Below are 19,813 nucleotides of genomic sequence, written 5' to 3' on the forward strand. Positions count from 1 at the left end.
CTCTTCTTCGCCCTTCCCTCAGACCTCACAGATTAAAAAAATCTGGTAGGTCGAGGGTTTAATTCTTTCATTCCTTCATTATTCATTTTCTTTTCCCATCCCTCAGACCTCACAGGTTAAAAAAAACCTGGTAGGTCGAGGGTTTAATTCTTTCATTCTTTCAATCCTTCATCATTCATTTTCTTTTTCATTCCCTCAGATCTCACAGGTTAAAAAAAACCTTGTAGGCGAGGGTTGAATCATTCTTTCATTCTTTCATTCTTAATTAAATTCCCCCTTCCCTCAGACCTCACAGGTTAAAAAAAACCTGGTAGGTCGAGGGCCTAATTTTTTAACCCCAACTCAGCACCTTTATTCATCATCAATTGATATGCGGCATCATAATTATTCGGAATTACGCCATCCAAGATCGCTTCCCGTATATGATCTTTTATTATTCCAACTTCACGACCGGGTTTGAGATTAAATGTTTGCATAATTAATTCTCCGGTTATTGGTGGTTGAAAATTTCTTAGATGATCGCGTTCTTCCAGATCTATGATCTTTTGTTTCACCATCTCGAAATTTTCTTTATAACGTTTTACTTTCAGACGATTCTTTGTGGTGATATCAGCATTACACAATAATAAAAGACTTTCCATATCATCACCTGCTTCAAATAATAATCTTCGTATGGCGCTGTCGGTTACATTTTCTTTTGTGAGCGAAATTGGTCGCAGGTGCAATAAAACTAATTTCTCCACAAAACGCATTTCATTTTGTAGTGGTAATTTTAATTTTTTAAATATTTGTTTAGTCATGCGTGCGCCAACTACTTCGTGACCATGAAAGGTCCATCCGATTTTCGCATCGAATTTTTTTGTAGCGGGTTTTGCGATATCATGTAAAATTGCGGCCCAGCGCAACCAAAGATCATTTGTGTAAGGAACTAAATTATCCAGCACTTCCAAAGTGTGATAAAAATTATTTTTATGTCCCTTGCCATCAATTATTTCGGTGCCATGTAAATTATAAAATTCAGGGAAAATAATTTCCAAAAGTCCCGTTTCCGATAATAAAATAAATCCTTTGGAAGGAGTTACAGCTAAAATTATTTTATTTAATTCGTCGGTGATCCTTTCCTGAGATATAATTTTAATGCGTTCCTTATTATTGGAAATCGCATCTAAAGTACTTTGTTCAATAGTAAAATCCAATTGTGTTGCAAACCTGATCGCACGCATCATACGCAAAGGATCATCAGAAAAAGTAATATTGGGATCTGTTGGAGTGCGAAGGATTTTATCCTCGAGATCCTGCATTCCATTAAATGGATCGACCAATATCCCCCAATCTTTTTTTTGTAAAGAAATTGCCATTGCATTAATAGAAAAATCTCGACGCAACTGATCATCTTCCAATGTGCCATCTTCTACGATCGGTTTTCTTGAGTCCCGCTGGTAAGATTCTCTTCTTGCACCAACAAATTCGAGTTCTAAACCCGCATAGGTAAAATGTGCGGTCCCGAAATTTTTAAATTCATTAACCAAAGGTTTTCCGGGTAGGAGAGAGGCGATTTTTTTTGCAAGCTCAATACCACTTCCCACACAAACAAAATCGATATCTTTTTTAAAATCGCGATACAATAATTTATCACGTACATATCCCCCCACAATATAACAAGGGTAATTCAACTCCTCCGACACGGCAGTAATTTTTTCGAAAAGAAATTTTTCTTCTTTCGTAAAATGGAAATTTATTTTATGTGTCTTTGGATCAACCATTTATTAGTTCTCATATCAAAAATACATTTTTTCCCCGGGGGCAAAAAAAAAAAAGGGGGTCCCCAAAAAAAAATTTTTAAAATTTTTTTTTTTCGGGGAATTGTTGCAATTTTTAAGATTTCTGATTTTATTTTATTTTGAGATTGTTTTTAAAGAAATAATATTTAATTTTTGTAAAGGCTGAAGTTGAAAATTGAGAAGGCCGGAATAAAATTGCCATCAAACCGCCACATTATTTTCGCGTAACGCATCGTTCAGACTCACCTTTTTATCTGTGCTTTCTTTGCGAGTCCCGATGATAAGTGCACAAGGAACCTGATATTCGCCAGCAGGGAATTTTTTAGTATAAGAACCCGGTATTACTACTGATCTTGCGGGAACTCTTCCTTTATACTCAATTGGTTCATCACCGGTAACATCAATAATTTTAGTCGATTGCGTGATCACCACATTGGCGCCCAAAACTGCTTCTTCCTCAATTAAAGCTCCTTCCACGACAATACAACGCGACCCGATAAAACAATTATCCTCAATAATCACCGGACTAGCCTGAACGGGTTCCAGAACGCCACCAATGCCAACGCCGCCACTCAGGTGCACATTTTTGCCTATTTGAGCGCAACTACCTACCGTTGCCCAGGTGTCAACCATGGTGTTAGAATCAACGTAGGCGCCAATATTCACGTAAGAAGGCATCAAAATCACTCCCGGCGCAAGAAAACTGCCATATCTGGCAATTCCGTGTGGAACAACCCTAATTCCCTTCGCTGCAAACCCATTTTTCAAAGGGATCTTATCGTGAAATTCGAAAGGTGGCACCTCCATGGTATGCATCTGCTGAATAGGAAAATACAGGATCACCGCCTTTTTGATCCACTCATTCACTTCCCAGTTCCCATTAATTTTTTCAGCAATACGTATTTCACCTTTATCCAAAAGGGATATCACTTCCCGAATGGTTTCCTGAACATTTTCTTCCTTCAACAAGGCCCTGTTTGACCACGCTTTTTCAATTATTTGCTGCATGTTGCAAAATTATACATTCATTTGATTGTTTGCTTTTTATATTTTCAAAAAGTATGAAGTGCGATTCATAGAGTAATCTTTGTGCTATTTGTGGTAAAAAATTAACCACTAAGAACACAAGGGAAAACACAAGGGGCACAATGTATTTTGTGAAGAGAAATAGTGTTCTTTGTGGGTTCCTTTGTGCTCCTTGTGGTAAAAAATTACGTGTATTGATTGGTGGGACATTTAGAATTTTGTAGTATAATTAATCTAAATACCACGCATAAGATAGGTGGAATTTTAACCATAATATTACTTGTGTTAATCCAAAACTTTTTTTTCTGCAATGTATTTCGCACATTTGGCATTAATTAAGATGGGTAAAAATCTGAAATTATTAGCCGGACCAATTTTAGCAATACTTGCTGCCTATTTACTTTACTTGCAGGGAAACGAACTCATTTTATGCAAAGCTGCAGGGGTTATGGTTCTCATGGCATATTGGTGGATAACGGAGTCGGTAAATATATTTGTAACCAGCCTCATGCCGGTGATTTTGTTTCCACTCTTAGGCATAATGGATATTAAAGATGTTGCGCCTCAATATATGAAGGATGTTATTTTCCTTTATATCGGAGGATTCATTCTCACCTTCGCTATTGAAAGGTGGAATTTACACAAACGAATATCCCTTAATATTTTATTAAAATTTGGAAACACTCCCGGTCGATTATTATTCGGTTTTTCCGTTTCCACTTATTTTATAAGTATGTGGTTGAATAATACTTCCACTACCTTAATGATGTTGCCCATCGTTTTAGCAGTAGTGGATCAGATTCACGGAGGAGATGACAAAAAGAAAACAGGTCTTGCTGCTGCTTTATTACTTGCTGTATCTTTTGCATCATCTATTGGCGGAACGGCAACATTAGTTGGCACCTTACCTAATATGGTAATGAAAAACTTTTACGACGATAGTTTTCCAGACGGAACACCTCTAACATTTTCCAATTGGTTCGTAATGGTTTTTCCTATGAGTTTGTGTATGCTTGCCATCATGATCGTTTTATTTCGCATTTTATTTTTAAGGAAGAGCGACCACTTAAAACCGGATATGAATTTCTGTCGCGATGAAAAAAATAAATTAGGGAAATTGGGTTTTGAGGAAAAAGTGATAGGCATTGTTTTCGGAATTGCAATTTTACTTTGGATAACATTGGATGATAAAGATTTCGGAAGTTTCACTGTTTATGGATGGAGACATTTATTGCCGAACGGAGATTTTGTTGGGGAGAGTTATGTAGCCATTTTTATGGCGGGAGTATTATTATTTTTTCCATCTAAAAATATTAAGGATAGTACTATAGTAACCTGGGAAGAGGTGAAAAAAATTCCCATAGGCATTATCTTTTTATTTGGTGGAGGATTCGCTCTCGCAAAAGGAGTGGAAGTTTCCGGATTGGATAAATGGATAGCAGGAAATTTAATAGGTCTTCAAAATTTACCCATGTGGTTGCTAATTTTTATTTTATGTCTGATAACAACATTATTTTCTGAATTTGCCTCCAACACTGCCACAGTAAATGTATTTATGGTAATTATGATCCCTGTTGTAATTCAATTAGGATTACCTCCATTAATGATTTTAATGCCCATTACCATTGCAGCAAGTTATTCATTTATGCTTCCGGTCGGCACTCCGCCCAACACAATAGTTTTCGCCACCGAAAAAATATCCGCCCGCCAAATGATGCGCGCCGGATTTTGGCTCGACATTTCTGGTGCGTTTATAATTACGCTTTTTATTATGTTGTTGGGATATTTGTTTTTGATGTGAGAGGAGTCAAGAGCCAATAGTCAGGAGTCATTAGTCAAGTGGAAAATTAAACGGTTTAGAGAAGTTTACTGACCTATTTTCGTGAATCGTCAATCGTGAATCCGGTTCGATGTTTCCAAGAAATTTTTGGAAGGTCCATAATTTTCTTCCAAAGTCAGAGTTATCTCACCACTCCCTACTCACCACTTTTCGTGAATCGTCAATCGTGAATCGTGAATCCGGTTCGATGTATCCAAGAAATTTTTGGAAGGTCCATAATTTTCTTCCAAAGTCGGAGTTATCTCACGACTCCCTACTCACCATTCACCCAGTTACTGAAATCATTAATAATGAGTAAAAACATTAGGCCTACTAGAATCAGACTCATTACTCATTACTGATTACTCTTTCTAATCATCGCACCTTTACGCAATAACTAAAATAAAAAACCCCTCCAATTCGGAAGGGTTTTTTAAATATTATATTCTAAAAATTAATGAGCAACTACAAACTTCACAGTTTGATTAACGCCATTACTTTCCATTTTTACAAAATAAATTCCGTTAGCAAAATTTGTAACATCAACAGAGTATGAATGATTGCCTGCAGATAAATTACTGTTTGAAACTGTATTAATTTCACGTCCTAAAAGGTCAACTAGAGCAATGTTTATTTCTTCAGATGTTGCAAGATCAAAATTGATTAAAAATTCTGATTGTGCTGGATTTGGATAAATACTGAATGCAGAAACAGCATCAATAGTATTAATTGCGGTTTCATTTGCAACTTTTAATGCTACAGCTTTTTTGTATCCAACATTTTCAGTTCCCTGAACAATTAAACCACCTGCATCATTAAATAATTTAAAATAACCTGAACCAGTAATACCATCTCCACCTGTATCAAAACAATTAAATGTATAACAACCTAAACCAGGTAATGTAAGATCTTCATCAAATACAACTTCGTTTTTATCTCCATTGGTATATGGACCATCATCATAGATCTGTTCGCCAGTAGTTTCGTCAATTACTTCCCAACGCAGTTGAGTAGGATAATTATCAGTTTTAAATTCCAGGTGAATTACCATGCTAACATTATCTTCATAACTGATGGTGGTTGATACTGTATTATTATCAGTAATATCATCAGGCGATGTTATTTGAATATCGATATCAGCCTCAGCACTTGTTAATGTTATAGAACCAATTACGATCTCTTCCATTTCATAAATACTTAGATCACCTGACCAATCGTAAGAAAGTAATTCCGTTGCGCCTTCAAATGCCTTTATAGTGCAGGAAGTTAGTGGATCAAATCCCATATTCTGCATGTTGATAGATAATTCCACCTCAGCACAACCAACAGTTTCACCTGTATATGCCATGATACTTGGGTCAACAGAAGCACTTGCAACTTCGCAGCTTGCAATGGAGTTGTAAAGAGCTGTTTCAGAAACCTGACCAACTTCTTTTATGACTCTGTTCGGACAAATGCGATAAATGGTAGGGAAATAAGCAATGTCATAATTGCTCACTGCATCATAACTATCTTCACCAACATGAGTTAAAACAATAGGATAAGGTGTTCCGGTAACCCAGTCGCCTTGTGTTCCGCCACCAATTCCGTTCAATTCATCCATAGTGCTGAATCCATCGCCTTCTATCATAAATACCATGATCTCATTGGTTCCATCAGGACCATAATCTTCATACAAAGACTCAAGGTTGCCACCTGTGTGGTAACTCCAACATGGTCCGCACCATACGGCAGAGTAGTCAAGAAATACACTTTTACCCTCATTTAAAATAGTATAAAGGTTCCATTGAACTCCGTTAATATCTGTAAGGGTCCAATCGGGTGCTATGCTTCCTTCTTCTAACTGAGCTTCAGCCTTATTGCTGATCAGTAAAAGTGAAGTAGATAAGAGGATTAGGGAGAGGAATTTTTTCATCATAAGATTTAAATTAGGTAACAAATATAATGATATTCTTAATAATGTAATTTTAATGTGTATACATCTAATTGTGGAAAATAGTTTGCAGTTGGCTAATGGGCATAAAAAAACTCCTGCTATTAAACAGGAGTTTCAGTGTATTGTAGTTTGATTGAAATCAATGAAAAACAGTGAATTTAACAGCTGCGTTATTTCCGCCTTCTGTCATTTTCACAAAATAAATACCATTTGCCATGTTTGCAGTAGATACTTCAAAGGAATGTGAACCGGCAACCAATGCAGTATTGGTAATGTCAGCGATCACTTTTCCATACATATCCACAACACTGATAGCGATCTCCGCTGTTTGATTCATATTGATATCAAAGGTGAAAGAGCTATTTGCAGGGTTAGGATATAAAGAAACACCGTTTAAAGCAGTAATGTCTTCAATAGCAGTTTCATTATTCACTTTTAATGCATCAGATTTTTCAAATTTAATATTTTCGCCACCTGAAGTGATCAAACCACCATCAGCAGAAAATATTTTATAGTAGGCAGCGCCTAAAAGGCCATCACCATAAGCATCATAGCATGTAAAGGTGTAACATCCAACACCGTTTAAAGTGATATCTTCATCATAAACGATTTCACCTGCATCGCTGTTTGAATAAGGTCCGTCTTCTGCTATAACATCACCTGTGCTCTCATCAATAAGTTCCCAACGGGTTTCTGTAGGATAATCGTCAGTTTTAATTTCAAGATGGATGGTTACAGTTACATCATCTTCGTAGGTAATAGTAGTTTCTATGCTGTTATTCACATCGTTATCATCCGCGGAAGTTATGCGAATTTCAATATCAGTGCTTGCATCAATTAAAGTAATTGTTCCTAAATTAACATTGTCTACCTGGTAAGTAGTCAGGTTACCTGTCCAATCTAAGGAAGCAATTTCAGTTGCGCCTTCAAATGCAGTAATAGTGCAAGATGTAAGCGGATCAAAACCCATATTTTGAATAGTTATCTCAAGATCAACCTCTGAACAACCGATAACCGGTCCGTCGTAAGTAAGGATACTTGGGTCAACATTTACAGAAGCAGAAGCACAATCATCGATAGATGCATAAAGTGCAGCAGTGGATACTTGTCCAACTTCTTCAATTATTCTGTTTTGACAAACGCGGTAGATAGTAGGGAAATAAGCAATTTCATAATCAGAAACCACTGCATAACTTGGATCACCTGCATGTGTTAATATCATAGGATAAGGAGTTCCAGTTACCCAGTCACCTTGAGTTCCTCCACCAATACCATTCATTTCATCCATAGTACTAGCGCCATCACCTTCAATATAAAAAACCATTACTTCGTTGGTTCCATCTGGTCCGTAATCTTCGTATAATGCTTCTAAATTTCCCGTGTTATGGTAGCTCCAACATGGGCCACACCAAACTGCCGAAAAATCGAGGAATACACTTTTGCCTTGATCAAGTAAAGTGTATAAGTTCCACTGCACGCCATTGATGTCCGTTAAGGTCCAATCGGGTGCTATGGTTCCATTCTCCAACTGAGCTTTAGCATTCGTGTTGCTTAAAACTACAATACCGAGAACGAGTAGTAATGAAAGGTAAATTTTTTTCATAATTATTGATTAAAAGATTTATCTTCCAAAGATAACAATTCCTAATATTATTTATAAACCTTAACAAAGTTTATAACTAAATTTTACCCTCAGATGATATTGCAGGTGCCACAAAAAAAAATCCCGCCAAAGCAGGATTTTTATAAAGTTAAAAACGATTATTCTTTTTCGCCTCCGGTAACAGGATCTACTGCCGGTGTGCATTGTTTGAGCATCTCATCTACCTGGTCTTCACCCCAGTTTGGATGTAAGGCACTAGCAGGTTTGAAAATGGCGTAGTTTTCTTTTGACTTCTTGAACATTGCACATCCCTGTTCTTTTCCGCCACCAAATTGAGGAGGAGTATAAAATAATGACTGTCCTAACATATAATATGCTCTTGGATTAGTCGGATCAATTTGCATAGCCTCATTCATTACCATCATACTTTGCATTCCTAAGGATTGTCCGCGTGTCATTGGATCTACCATAATTCGTCCACCCAATACCATACTTCTTAAAACCAGAATCTCCGAATTTTTTGGTTGAAGTGAATCGGCAATTTTTGCGTGTTTTTCTGCAACATCCAAAATAGCGTCTGTTTTGGCATTGTCGTTATAAATAAAAACAGCTGTGCAACGGGCAAGTGCAGAATAATAATAAGGCAACCACATACTTTTTTCCGCTAATGCAATTCTCTCGAATTTATTTGCAAGAGCCATAAATTGATCACCTGATTTAAGGGTGTCCATTTCAGCAAGGGTTTTTGTCATAGCATCATTGTACTTCGCACTTTGAGCAAATACAGTTGAAGTAGTGAGTGCAAGGGTTAAAATGATTAATAGTTTTTTCATATTTATTGTTTTGATATTATTTTGATGTTTGTAAAAATTATAATTAATGCGTTTTGATTTATGAATGCATATTCCCTGCAATTATTCTGCCGATTTATCAATATCAATATCATTCACTCTTCGGTCGTCGCCATAAAGTATTGACATAAATATTCCGAAAAATAAAGTGCTTTTAACAGGAGCCTCACTTACTATCATATTTTCACCATTGGCTGAATATTGATATCCATAGATCTGATCCTGTTGTAAAACATTATCCCATGAAATAAAGAATACCGTAAAGTTACCCCATAAACTTGTTAATACACTTGCATTTAAAGCAAGGTTGTGCAGATCAGGAGAAACATCGCTGAGAAATTCTTCAGAATTTGGATTAAAATATGGCCATCCGCTTATGTATCGGTATGTAGCTCCAACCTGTGTGTTTATAGATGGTATATAATGTTTATACACTAAACTTAAAATGTTTTGAGCAGCAAATGTTGGTGTAACTTCTTCCGGATAATCGGAGAATTTTCTTTTAGTGTCGAGGAAAGAATAGGATATCCAATAATCAGCATATTTAATGGTTTTTTTATCCCGGAAGAAAAGATCAATTCCTCGTGCATAACCAAATCCATTATTGGAATAATCGAAATAAAAATTATCGAGATTAAAAGAATCCTGTGTTATAAGATCATTGTATTTTTTATAATATCCTTCTATGCGAAATGTGCGATCGTTGGTGATGTATTGATAATTTAATATATAATGTGTCGCTTTTTCATAAACGAGAGGATTGGTTTCTGCAACATATAAATAGTTGGGTTGAGGAGTCTGATAAAAATCGCCATAAGCAAAAGATATCTGCCCGTTTTTACTTGTTTTATATGCAAGCGAAACACGTGGTGCAAGATTAAATTCACCCAGTGCTTCCGAATATTCTCCACGAACGCCAATTCTTCCTGCAATATCATTTGTAATAAAAATATCACCCTCCACAAATGTGCCGTAGAAATCATCATCTATCCCGAAATTTAATAATCCTGCATTTTGTTCAAAATGTTGATTTTGATATTCAGCTCCGTAACGAATTTTAATTTTTTTGGTTATCTCATTGTTAAAAGTAATTTTCGCCTGATACGATTCATCTGCACGACCAACATCAAATCCATCCACAACAATATCATCATTATTTTTACTGTAACTGACACCGGCATTTACACTCCATTTATCGGTTAAGATCTCGCGCCATGAAACATTCAGGTAATTGTAACTGTTTCCCAATTCTATATCATCGGTTTCCGGCAGGCTGTCGATATCTGGAGTGCGCAGACTGAAATCAGAACTTTCTTTCTGAAAATACACCTTTAACAAACCTGTTTGTGAAGTTTTTTGTCGGAAGAATAAACTTCCATCTATTGCCTCCACACTATTTATCCATTCGAATGTTGCAGGGTTATATACTTCATCAAATAAAGCCAGATTAGTATAATTAATTCCGCCGCCCAAAGCAGTTTTATCCTTGTTAAATTTTTGGGTATGAAATGCACCGAGAAAAATTGGTGCAATACTCACGCCGGAAGCGGTGTATTCAGGCATATCTTCGGTATTTAAAATTACTGCAGAGGATAGAGCTTGCCCATATTCCGCAGAATATCCACCTGTACTGAAAACGGTGCCTTTGAACATAAAAGGCTGAAAACGACCTCTTGACGGCACGTCGGGAACTGTCGAAAAATAGGGATTATTTACCGGCATACCATCAATGATGGTTTTTGTTTCATAATCACTTCCGCCGCGAACATATAATCCATCGTCGTTTCCTACCTTGCTGGCGCCTGGTAAGGTTTCCAGAGCACCATAAATGTCGCCCTCTGCACCGGCAGTTGTTACAATATCCAAGGGTTTAAGAATGGTATTTTTCTTTTCATCACTTGCCTCAAATGCACCTGCGGAGATCACTACAGCATTTAATTCGTTGAACATCTCTTTTAGGACAATGTCCAAATTTAATGTTGTATTGCTTAGTATTATTGTATCTGTATAATCCTCATATCCGATAAAAGTAACCACAAGAATCTGTGTTCCGGTTTCATAAGTGGTAAATGTAAAATTTCCGATAGAATCGCTGGTAGTGCCGTCGTAAGTATCTTTTAAGATAATGTTTGCGCCTGGAAGTTTTTCCTTTTTGGTGTCGGAAACCTTGCCACTGATAGTAGTTTGGGCAAATGTTAAAGTGAATAATCCTAAAGATAAGAGGAGCGTAAATATTTTTTTCATAATAGCCTGTTGATCTGAATAACCAATTTGACGATATTTTGTTGATTATATTTTACAAAGAAACAACGCTTTTTTGGTGTAATCAAAGAACCTTAGGATAAAGGCATAAAAAATTTAGACTAACAGGATAATTAAAACGATGAATACCCGTATTGCTGAATTTTAATTAATCTTGCCACTTAAATTCACAAAATATGCCCATCGTATTTATAACAGGAGCCAGTTCGGGATTCGGAAAAGCTTGTGCGGAAAAATTTGCCTCACAAAAATATGACCTTGTAATTTGTGCGCGGAGAAAAGATAGAATGGAAAAATTAAAGGTGATGTTGGAAGCAGACTTTAATGTTAAGGTGTACATTCTTGTTTTTGATATTCGCAAAAAAATGGAGGTGGAAGAACAAATAAACACCCTTCCGACGGAATGGAAAAATATTGATGTTTTAATTAATAATGCCGGACTTGCAGCAGGTCGCGATCTTTTTCAGGATGGAGATGTGGAAGATTGGGAAAAAATGATAGACACTAATTTGAAAGGATTAATGTATGTTACAAAATTTCTGGTGGGAGGGATGATGGAAAAAAAATCAGGGCATATAATTAATATTTCTTCTGTTGCAGGATTGGAAGTTTATAAAATGGGAAATTTATACTGTGCATCCAAACATGCAGTAACAGCTTTAAGCAAAGGATTGCGTATGGACCTATTACCATATGGAATTAAAGTGACCAATATTTCGCCGGGTTTAGCTGAAACCGAATTCAGTATGGTTCGATTTAAAGGAGATGAGGAAAAAGCAAAAAATATTTATGCAGGATTTGAGCCGTTGAAGGCGGAGGATATTGCGGATGTTGTATTTTTTGCCGCAAGCAGACCAGCGCATGTTAATCTGGAGGAAATAACCATATTGCCAACTGCGCAAAGTGATGCGAATACCGTGTTGAAGAAAGTGTAGAATTTAATTGTTGATTTGTTATATCATTGGGGGATTGCTTCGACATTACTTTGTAATGTCTTGCAATGACCAATACGCCAAAATAATTTTTTAAGCATTAGGATTAACTAAGGTGCAACCATTTTGCATATAATTTTTTTTGATGTTCGGATGCATTAGAATCAACAGTTATTTTATAATTCACCTTATCTGTTTTTTGAAGTTGGATCTCAAAATTCATTATAATTCCTCCGCGATTTATAATAAAGAGCACATAAGCTCCTTCGGGAAGTTCTGTTGTAATAGTAGATAGAAGGGTAGGAGTGAACCGATAATTATTGATGGCAACTATTTCATCATTCACGTTTAATTTTCCTTTTTCACCCGCAGAATTTTTTCTTATTTGGGTGATGATGTTCTTTTCATTAAATGTTAATCCCAGGTCTATTTCAATAACATTCTGTAATGAATTTTCTAAAGTTAACCCGAGTGGGGAGAAATATTTTTGATAATTAATTTCAGCAGTGCCCAAAACATGATCGACATAAAAAGATGTAAGATCAACACCTGTATATTTTTCTAAAATTAATTTAAATTCCGCTTCAGTATATCCACGATGTTCCTTAATATAAAAAGTTTCATAAGCCTCACGCATAACCTCATCCAGGGAATGTGTAGCTTCAGAATTAGTGATTATCATCATATCCAATAACATTGCCAACACCCCACCTTTGGTATAATAATTAACCTGCGCATTATTGGAATTTTCATTTTGGCGATAATATTTTATCCATGCATCAAAACTGGCATGGCCTACCGGATGTATTTTATTTCCCGGTGCATTTTCCACGTCGTTGATATTTTTGGCAGCAATTTCCAAATATATTTCTTCGGGGAGAATATTTGCCCGGCGCAGAATAATATCATCGTAGTAATTGGTAAATCCTTCTGCTATCCAAAGTGAAGTGGTATAATTTTCAGATGTGTAATCAAATGGTCCCAAGGCTGCAGGGCGCAATCGTTTAACATTCCAGAGATGAAAATACTCATGACTCACTAAACTGATAAATTCCCGATAACTGCTTTCAGGTGTATAACCCAAACGTTTGAAAATTAAACTTGTGGAATTGAGATGTTCCAATCCACCTCTGCCATTATTGCTGTTCTGTAAAATAAACACATAACGATTATTGGAATATTGATCGGAAGTACATGGATGATGACCGAAAACTGCAAGTTCTGCATTTATTATCTTAATTATATCCGATTCTATTTTTTCTGCATTATAATTTCCCTCTCCATAAATTGCCAATTCATGTTGCACTCCCGCAGCTTCAAATTTATGTATATTGTGATTACCAATTTCAATGGGACTATCTATTAAAATATCTCTGTTTGGTGCAAAACGTTTCCATGGGTCATTATCCACCATTTCTAAAGAAGTAGAGATATTTTTCCATGCGAAATATGGGTGAAACTGAATTAATATCGGCACATCAAAATCAGCAGGATAAATAAATAGTGCTGCAGGAATAATAGAGGCGTGCGATTCATCTAAAAATCCGGTTCTCACAGTTTCCTCAAAAGCATATACTTTATATTGAAAGGTGAAATTATTTCCGGAATTATTTATTCGCCAATTGTTTTTATTTATTTTTTCTACTGTTAATTCACTGCCATCAGCACTCAATGCTTTTATTTGCTCCACATTTTTTGCATATTCCCTCACCATGTAAGAGCCCGGTGTCCAAACTGCCATTTGAAGGTTAGTTGTGTTATCAGAAGTGCCTTCCAAAATTAATTTAACCTCAAAATAATGTGTATAAGGATTTGGAGTTGAAATATGATATAAAATTTTCGAGATCATGTTTATAATTTAAAAATGCTAAAATAAATGTTTGTGTGGATATAAATGGAAGTAATCACGAAATACCGGAAAATTTACCGGATATTTATTTTAAACACGCTATATCATTCCACACTGATGATCTTTAATTCAACCCTTTGGTTTTTTTTGCGACCTGCTACTGTGGCATTGTCTGCAATAGGTTCCGTTTTGCCATATCCTTTCCAGGTTATGTGATCAGGTTTTAAACCTTTGGATATTAGATAGTCGGTGACACTTTTTGCTCTTGCATTTGATAATTTAAAACAAAAATCATCGTTTGGCAAGCCATTGGTATGACCACCGATCTCCACATAAATATTCGGATTACTTTTTAAAAATTCTACCACCTCCTCCAAAGCGACAAATGATTCATCCATGAGATCAGATTTATTTGCTTCGAAGAAAATGTTATCAAGCCTTATAATTGTTCCTGCTCTTATCGGTATCATTTCAATATCCTCATTCACTTCGGCATAAAGTGTATCGGTTGTGGTCTTTAATTCGTCGTTTATTTCTTTTATGATACTGTCTTTTTCGATGGTTGTTGTCGATGTTAATTCTTCCTCTACACGCTTATTTACTTCCTTAAGAAGTTCATCATCCGACAATGGTTTAGTTTTTATTTCTGCCCGTAATTCCGTTTTAATATCGTGTTTTATCGTTTCCAATTCGTTCTCCGTATTATAATCCACTTCCTCAAAATCTAAATTTTCTTCTAAAGTTTTTGTTACAGGAAAGTAACCTTGTTTTTTAATGGTAACATTATAATTATCCTCCGGAATAATGATCTGATATCCGCCTTCTGTTGTTGTTGCAATTCCTTTTGGTTCATCGCTTATCAACCCACCGAATTCAATTTCAGCATTGATCTCTTTTTTGGTTTCGGCATCTATTATTTTTCCTTTCATTAAAGTAACAGGTTCGGGTTGCAAAATTTCAGGTAATTTAATCCGAAAAAGATCCGCTTTTCCATAGGAGTTATTTGTGGATGAAAAATAAGCATAATCTCCGCTCGCCGGAATTGTATAATAATAATCATGGCCTGTGGAATTTATTTTTTTTCCAAGATTTACCGGCTCACTCCAGTTTAACCAGGTATCGTCAAGACGTTTGCTCATGAACATATCGTATCCACCATAACCGCTGATACCATTGGATGCAAAATAGATCGTTTTATTATCCGCAGCAATAAAAACACTTCCTTCCACGGCAGCAGAATTAATGGTGTTACCTACATTTTTTGGTTCTGTCCATACCCCGTTTTGCTGCAACCTGCTCACATAAATATCCATATCACCATAACTGTCGGGGCGAACAATATTCATAAGAATTACATTCCCCTCCGTATTCATATGATAACAGGAAAATTCATTGTCGTTATAAAAGTCATTTATTTTTAATGCTTTTGGAAATGACCATCCATTGTCACTTTTTTTGGAGACAGATATGTCCTGTTTAACCTTTTCATAATTATTTGCAAGTAATAAATTATTGCCATCCGGACTGATCCACGATACATAATTATGCTGATCGTTATTTAGTGGTTTGCCTATATTTTTCGCCTCCGTCCATTTTCCATTCTCCAGAAAAGAAACATATATATCATCTCTAAGCGCTTCACCGGTATTTTCAATATAATTTTTGCGTGCGAAATACAAAGTTTTACTATCAGGTGCTATAAATGCAAACATATCATCAGCATTGGAATTAACTGTAGGCCCCAGGTTTTCAGGATCGGGTACTTCGTCGGTATAAGTAGCTTCATTAATTTTTGCTTTAATGGGTTCATCACTTTCTGAAATTCCGATACAATCAATTTGATTCATACCGGGAATTGCTTTGGTATTTAATACTACTTTTACTTCGCTTACTAAATAATCCGTAAGTGGAATATATACCCTGAATATTCTTCCGCCCGAGGTAAATTGTGGTGTAATGGTATCATTTTTATAAACAGAATATTTTTTCCCATCGGTGGAAAATAATATAATTTCTTTTACAGAACCCGGACAATTATTTTCACCCACACCTATTTGTTTCACCTTTTGTGGATTGCTAAATCCAACATGAATAAATTCACCATTGGGATTATCCGGAGTTGATGCTGCCCATGCAACCATACTTTCACCTGATGCAGGTAATTTGTTTGGTTTACCAATTACTTGTTTGGAAGAATATTGGGTTCTGGAATATTCGGTAGAAAATCTAACAACACTTGATGCCCATTGAACCTGTTGGGCTTGAAGGGTTCTGCTGATAAAAAAAACGAACAGGAAAAGGGTATATCTAACCATTTTGATCTTGAATAAACGGCTTGTGGAATAAAATTATTTTGGAAGTGTGGTATTGTCGTCGGTTACTTCTTCATATTCGGTATAACTTCCATCATCATTATTATTTCCTGTGGTGGTTTTACTGCGTTTGCGATTAAACAGTAGTGCAAAAACTTCATCAGAAGCTTTAATACCTCTGAAAATAATATTGAGCATATAAAAGAAAGCAAAGAAACCGATAATATATTTAAGAATGGAGGTGTTAAATATTTTATCTATTGTTGTTAATATCCATGTGTGGGGAGGAATATTTGCGATCTCCGGTTTTAATAAGGTTACGATAAAAAGGACTATACAGGCCATTAAAAGGTATCCGTCGAAACGCATTACGCGAATGCGTTTTCTTTCATAGTTCATAACTGCACGCCATCTATTGCGTTCGAGATTGCTGGCTATGGTGGCATAGATCACAAAAGTACCTGTTATTGCATACGCCATTGCAGCAAGACTATAGGTTTGTTCCATGTGGGTAACAGTCACCATTGCAGCCATGGAAACCAAAATATAATAACCAAGTGTTTTAAAAACGAGAAAGGATGTTTCTTTATTAATACCAACGTCATTCAGTAAGGAAGAAATTACAGTCGCCAATATCTTCCAACCCGCTGAAAAAACAATATTGATCACCCCGAGGTAAAATATGTATTCAAAAATTTCCATTAAACGATGCAAATATACCGCAGACAAGGATAAAAAATAAAAGCCGCTCCTTAGTGAGAGCGGCCTTGTTTCACAGCCTTAGGTGAGAATAATACATTTGGGATAGCAGGGTGTTTTGTGTTTCCTCTTGTGTTTTAAGTTCTAAACCAGATACGGGTCGCTGAAGATCATTGGATTTACAATGCCGAAACGCATAGTGTAATTAAATACACCGAAAATGTTTTTGGCTTTAACTCGTTTGATCATGCGACGTCTGTGTGAATCCACAGTGCTAGTGGTTAAATACAGTTCATCAGCAATTTCCTTAGATGTTTTACCCAAGGCAATTAATTGAAGAATTTGAGTTTCGCGCTCGCTGAAAGCTACAGGATTGATTAAATCAGCTTCAAGTTGTTTTAGGTTGTTTTTCATTTGTCGTGTTGTTTTTTGATTACAGAACCAAAGGTATTTTGCTGCATAGGCCTGTGGAAACCAAATTTTGGTATAATATACTATTTCCAAGACACATATATAAAAATAACTAAACTATTAATTGATTGAAAGCTAGGCAGGCATACGCTTTCTGGAATTATGAAGGTATTTTCGGTTTTTTTAATTTTGACAAGAATATTAAGTGTTTATATTTACGAAACATTCAATTGACACATGAATATACCAGGTGACGACCTCTTTTTACTCATAAAATCGTTAAATACTAGCGAAAAACGATATTTCAAACTGTTTGCCGACAGGCAAGGTTCCGGAAAGTATAAATCGTATTTAAAGGTGTTTGATCTTATCGACGATCAGGAGGATATCTATGACGAACAACTCCTTAAGAAGAAATTAAAAGTTAAGTCAGAAATTGAAATGTTACCACGCACCAAAGTTTACCTCCACGATTTGATCATGAAAAGTATGCGGCTTTATCGTTCAGAAAAAGATATAGCCCGGGAGGTATTTGATTTGATTCATGATGAATTGTTTTATACGGAAAAGGGATTGATCGGTATGCGTGCAAAAACCATTAAACGTGCCAAGGAATTAGCGTATACACACGACCTGATGTTTTTGTTACTCGCAATAATTCAAAGGGAACGCGTATATGCACTAAAATATAGTGGGGGAGATCCCTTACAAAAAATGGAGCAGATACATAATGAAGAGATCACAGTTTTGAAGCACTTAAATAATGAAGCCGAGTTGGGGCGAATTTCGTATAGACTGTGGGTTCAATTAATTATTGACCCCTTATCAGGCGATAAAAATGTTTTGCAGGATTTTACGGCATATAAACAACATGATCTTTTACAGGATTATGATCAACTGCAAACATTTATGGAGAAAATTTCATTTTTGCGCAGTCACAGTCTTATATGCAAAATAACGAATGATGTTGCCGGTCACTTTGAATTCAATAAAAAGATTGTGGAACTTTTTAATACCTACCCTCAACAAAAATTCAATGTAAATTTTAATTATATTGATGCATTGGGAAACTATTTATCAGCATCACATAAAGCTGGAATTTATGATGAATTTGAACATGTAATAGAGCAGCTCAATAGCCTTCCCAAAGAAAAGTTCAAAGATGAAGTATCCATTGCAGTAACAGTGATAAATAATAAATTGTTATATATCATGAATACCGGAAAATTTGACCTGGGGGATGATCTGATAAAAGAATTTGAAGCGGTTTGTATAACCTATAAAAAATTGATCACGGAATCATTTTTTCTGATTAACAATTATAATATCATGGTGATGTTATTTGTAAAAAAGGAGTATGAAAGAGCGCTTATACACTGTTTGCGGGTAATCGACACTAAATCACAAGCAAGGGCAGAGTTGCAACACGGTGCGCAAATGATGCAACTGGTCTTACATTTTGAATTAAATAATTTAGTATTTCTGGAATCACTATGCCGCAATACCATTCGCAGCATGAAAAATGAAAAACGGTTTAATGAATTTGACCAGATTTTTTGCACCTATATTAAAAAATTAATTAAAACTCCGCAAAGGGAATTAAAACCGGTTTTTTCACAAATGTTCGAGGAATTTTTAATGATGAAAAAACGTTCACCGGAAAATATTCACGTATTTATGGTTGAAACTCTTGCCTGGTGTAAAAGTAAAATAGAAGGTAAACCCATTCGGGAAACCATTTATTACAAATACGAATGATCAATTGCAATAGTAACAATACAATCCTGTATAACACAGCGCCGTAGAGGCTGTTTCTTTCGTCATAACAGCGCTGGAATAACGCACTACCATTTTCCATTCAGTAACTCCTTGATCTGTTACTTGTTCTATTCTGCTTTTAAAATTTAGAGCAGTGGTGATATCAAAAAAGTTTGTTGAACCGGCAGAACCAGTACAGGATTGTCCAATTGTTTCATCCTCCCAACCGATTATTTTATATTTGTTTGAAGCCCCGCTGCAACAATCAATATGTAAGTTTGCCTGCAAATTAGCGTAATCATAAGCTATAGTATCGGATGAGAGATTACCCGCATTTCCATTGTTATAAATATTGTCAGAAATTTCGGTCCAGGTAATTGTTTTAGTGCTACCTGAGTCAGTAATATATACTGAAACTGCTTTGTTTTTGTTTATGGTACCGAGAAGAGTTCCATTAACCAGAATTTTTATTTCGCTGGCGGATGACTGGAAGCTAATATCTGTTACGGCAGAAAAGCTAAGTGTGTTTGAATTGGGCATAAGATAAGTTTAGGTGCAAATGTTGGAATTATTA

Annotated in this window: 14 protein-coding genes; 3 read left to right on the top strand and 11 right to left on the bottom strand. The window is 35.8% G+C overall.

The genetic code is table 11. The features are described from left to right. Positions 1–323: 323 nt before the first annotated feature. Entirely contained in the window at positions 324–1,763 is a 1,440-nt protein-coding gene (locus IPI31_13215) for an HD domain-containing protein (GenBank protein ID MBK7568775.1), read from the bottom strand. A gap of 219 nt (positions 1,764–1,982) precedes the next feature. Next, entirely contained in the window at positions 1,983–2,789 is an 807-nt protein-coding gene (locus IPI31_13220) for a 2,3,4,5-tetrahydropyridine-2,6-dicarboxylate N-succinyltransferase (protein ID MBK7568776.1), read from the bottom strand. A gap of 328 nt (positions 2,790–3,117) precedes the next feature. On the opposite strand from IPI31_13220, the gene IPI31_13225 reads away from it, so the two are divergent. Beyond that, the gene (locus tag IPI31_13225; GenBank protein MBK7568777.1) at positions 3,118–4,608 is read left to right on the top strand and encodes an SLC13/DASS family transporter; all 1,491 of its coding nucleotides are present in this window, start codon (positions 3,118–3,120) and stop codon (positions 4,606–4,608) included. Positions 4,609–5,080: 472 nt separating this feature from the next. On the opposite strand, the gene IPI31_13230 is transcribed toward IPI31_13225, so the two are convergent. The 4 genes from IPI31_13230 to IPI31_13245 form a co-directional block, all read right to left on the bottom strand. Then, complete coding sequence (locus IPI31_13230) at positions 5,081–6,544, bottom strand: T9SS type A sorting domain-containing protein (protein ID MBK7568778.1); 1,464 nt, start codon at positions 6,542–6,544, stop codon at positions 5,081–5,083. Between the two features lie 157 nt (positions 6,545–6,701). After that, a complete protein-coding gene (locus IPI31_13235) occupies positions 6,702–8,165 on the bottom strand; it encodes a T9SS type A sorting domain-containing protein (protein MBK7568779.1) in 1,464 nt (487 codons plus the stop codon). Between the two features lie 158 nt (positions 8,166–8,323). Next, positions 8,324–8,998, bottom strand: coding sequence for a hypothetical protein (locus IPI31_13240; GenBank protein MBK7568780.1), 675 nt, complete (start codon positions 8,996–8,998; stop codon positions 8,324–8,326). Between the two features lie 81 nt (positions 8,999–9,079). Continuing rightward, positions 9,080–11,260: a TonB-dependent receptor gene (locus tag IPI31_13245; protein MBK7568781.1), complete on the bottom strand. Its 2,181-nt coding sequence runs from the start codon at positions 11,258–11,260 to the stop codon at positions 9,080–9,082. 194 nt (positions 11,261–11,454) lie between these two features. Between IPI31_13245 and IPI31_13250 the strand changes: the two genes are divergently transcribed. After that, entirely contained in the window at positions 11,455–12,213 is a 759-nt protein-coding gene (locus IPI31_13250; protein MBK7568782.1) for an SDR family NAD(P)-dependent oxidoreductase, read from the top strand. Between the two features lie 103 nt (positions 12,214–12,316). On the opposite strand, the gene IPI31_13255 is transcribed toward IPI31_13250, so the two are convergent. From IPI31_13255 to IPI31_13270, 4 genes are all read right to left on the bottom strand, one after another. After that, on the bottom strand, positions 12,317–14,059 hold the full coding sequence (locus IPI31_13255; protein ID MBK7568783.1) for a M61 family metallopeptidase: 1,743 nt from the start codon (positions 14,057–14,059) through the stop codon (positions 12,317–12,319). A 104-nt stretch (positions 14,060–14,163) separates the two neighbouring features. Continuing rightward, a complete protein-coding gene (locus tag IPI31_13260) occupies positions 14,164–16,374 on the bottom strand; it encodes an OmpA family protein (GenBank protein ID MBK7568784.1) in 2,211 nt (736 codons plus the stop codon). 33 nt (positions 16,375–16,407) lie between these two features. Continuing rightward, positions 16,408–17,073: a hypothetical protein gene (locus tag IPI31_13265; GenBank protein ID MBK7568785.1), complete on the bottom strand. Its 666-nt coding sequence runs from the start codon at positions 17,071–17,073 to the stop codon at positions 16,408–16,410. 141 nt (positions 17,074–17,214) lie between these two features. Continuing rightward, positions 17,215–17,574: a response regulator transcription factor gene (locus tag IPI31_13270; protein MBK7568786.1), complete on the bottom strand. Its 360-nt coding sequence runs from the start codon at positions 17,572–17,574 to the stop codon at positions 17,215–17,217. 144 nt (positions 17,575–17,718) lie between these two features. On the opposite strand from IPI31_13270, the gene IPI31_13275 reads away from it, so the two are divergent. Further along, positions 17,719–19,239 carry a hypothetical protein gene (locus IPI31_13275; protein ID MBK7568787.1) on the top strand — a complete coding sequence of 507 codons (1,521 nt, stop codon included), beginning with the start codon at positions 17,719–17,721 and terminating at the stop codon, positions 19,237–19,239. Here the strand turns inward: IPI31_13275 and IPI31_13280 are convergent, their stop codons facing one another. Further along, a complete protein-coding gene (locus IPI31_13280; GenBank protein MBK7568788.1) occupies positions 19,240–19,779 on the bottom strand; it encodes a hypothetical protein in 540 nt (179 codons plus the stop codon). Positions 19,780–19,813 lie beyond the last annotated feature (34 nt).

The sequence above is a fragment of the Bacteroidota bacterium genome, from assembly GCA_016706865.1.
In the GTDB taxonomy this organism is placed as follows: domain Bacteria; phylum Bacteroidota; class Bacteroidia; order Chitinophagales; family BACL12; genus UBA7236.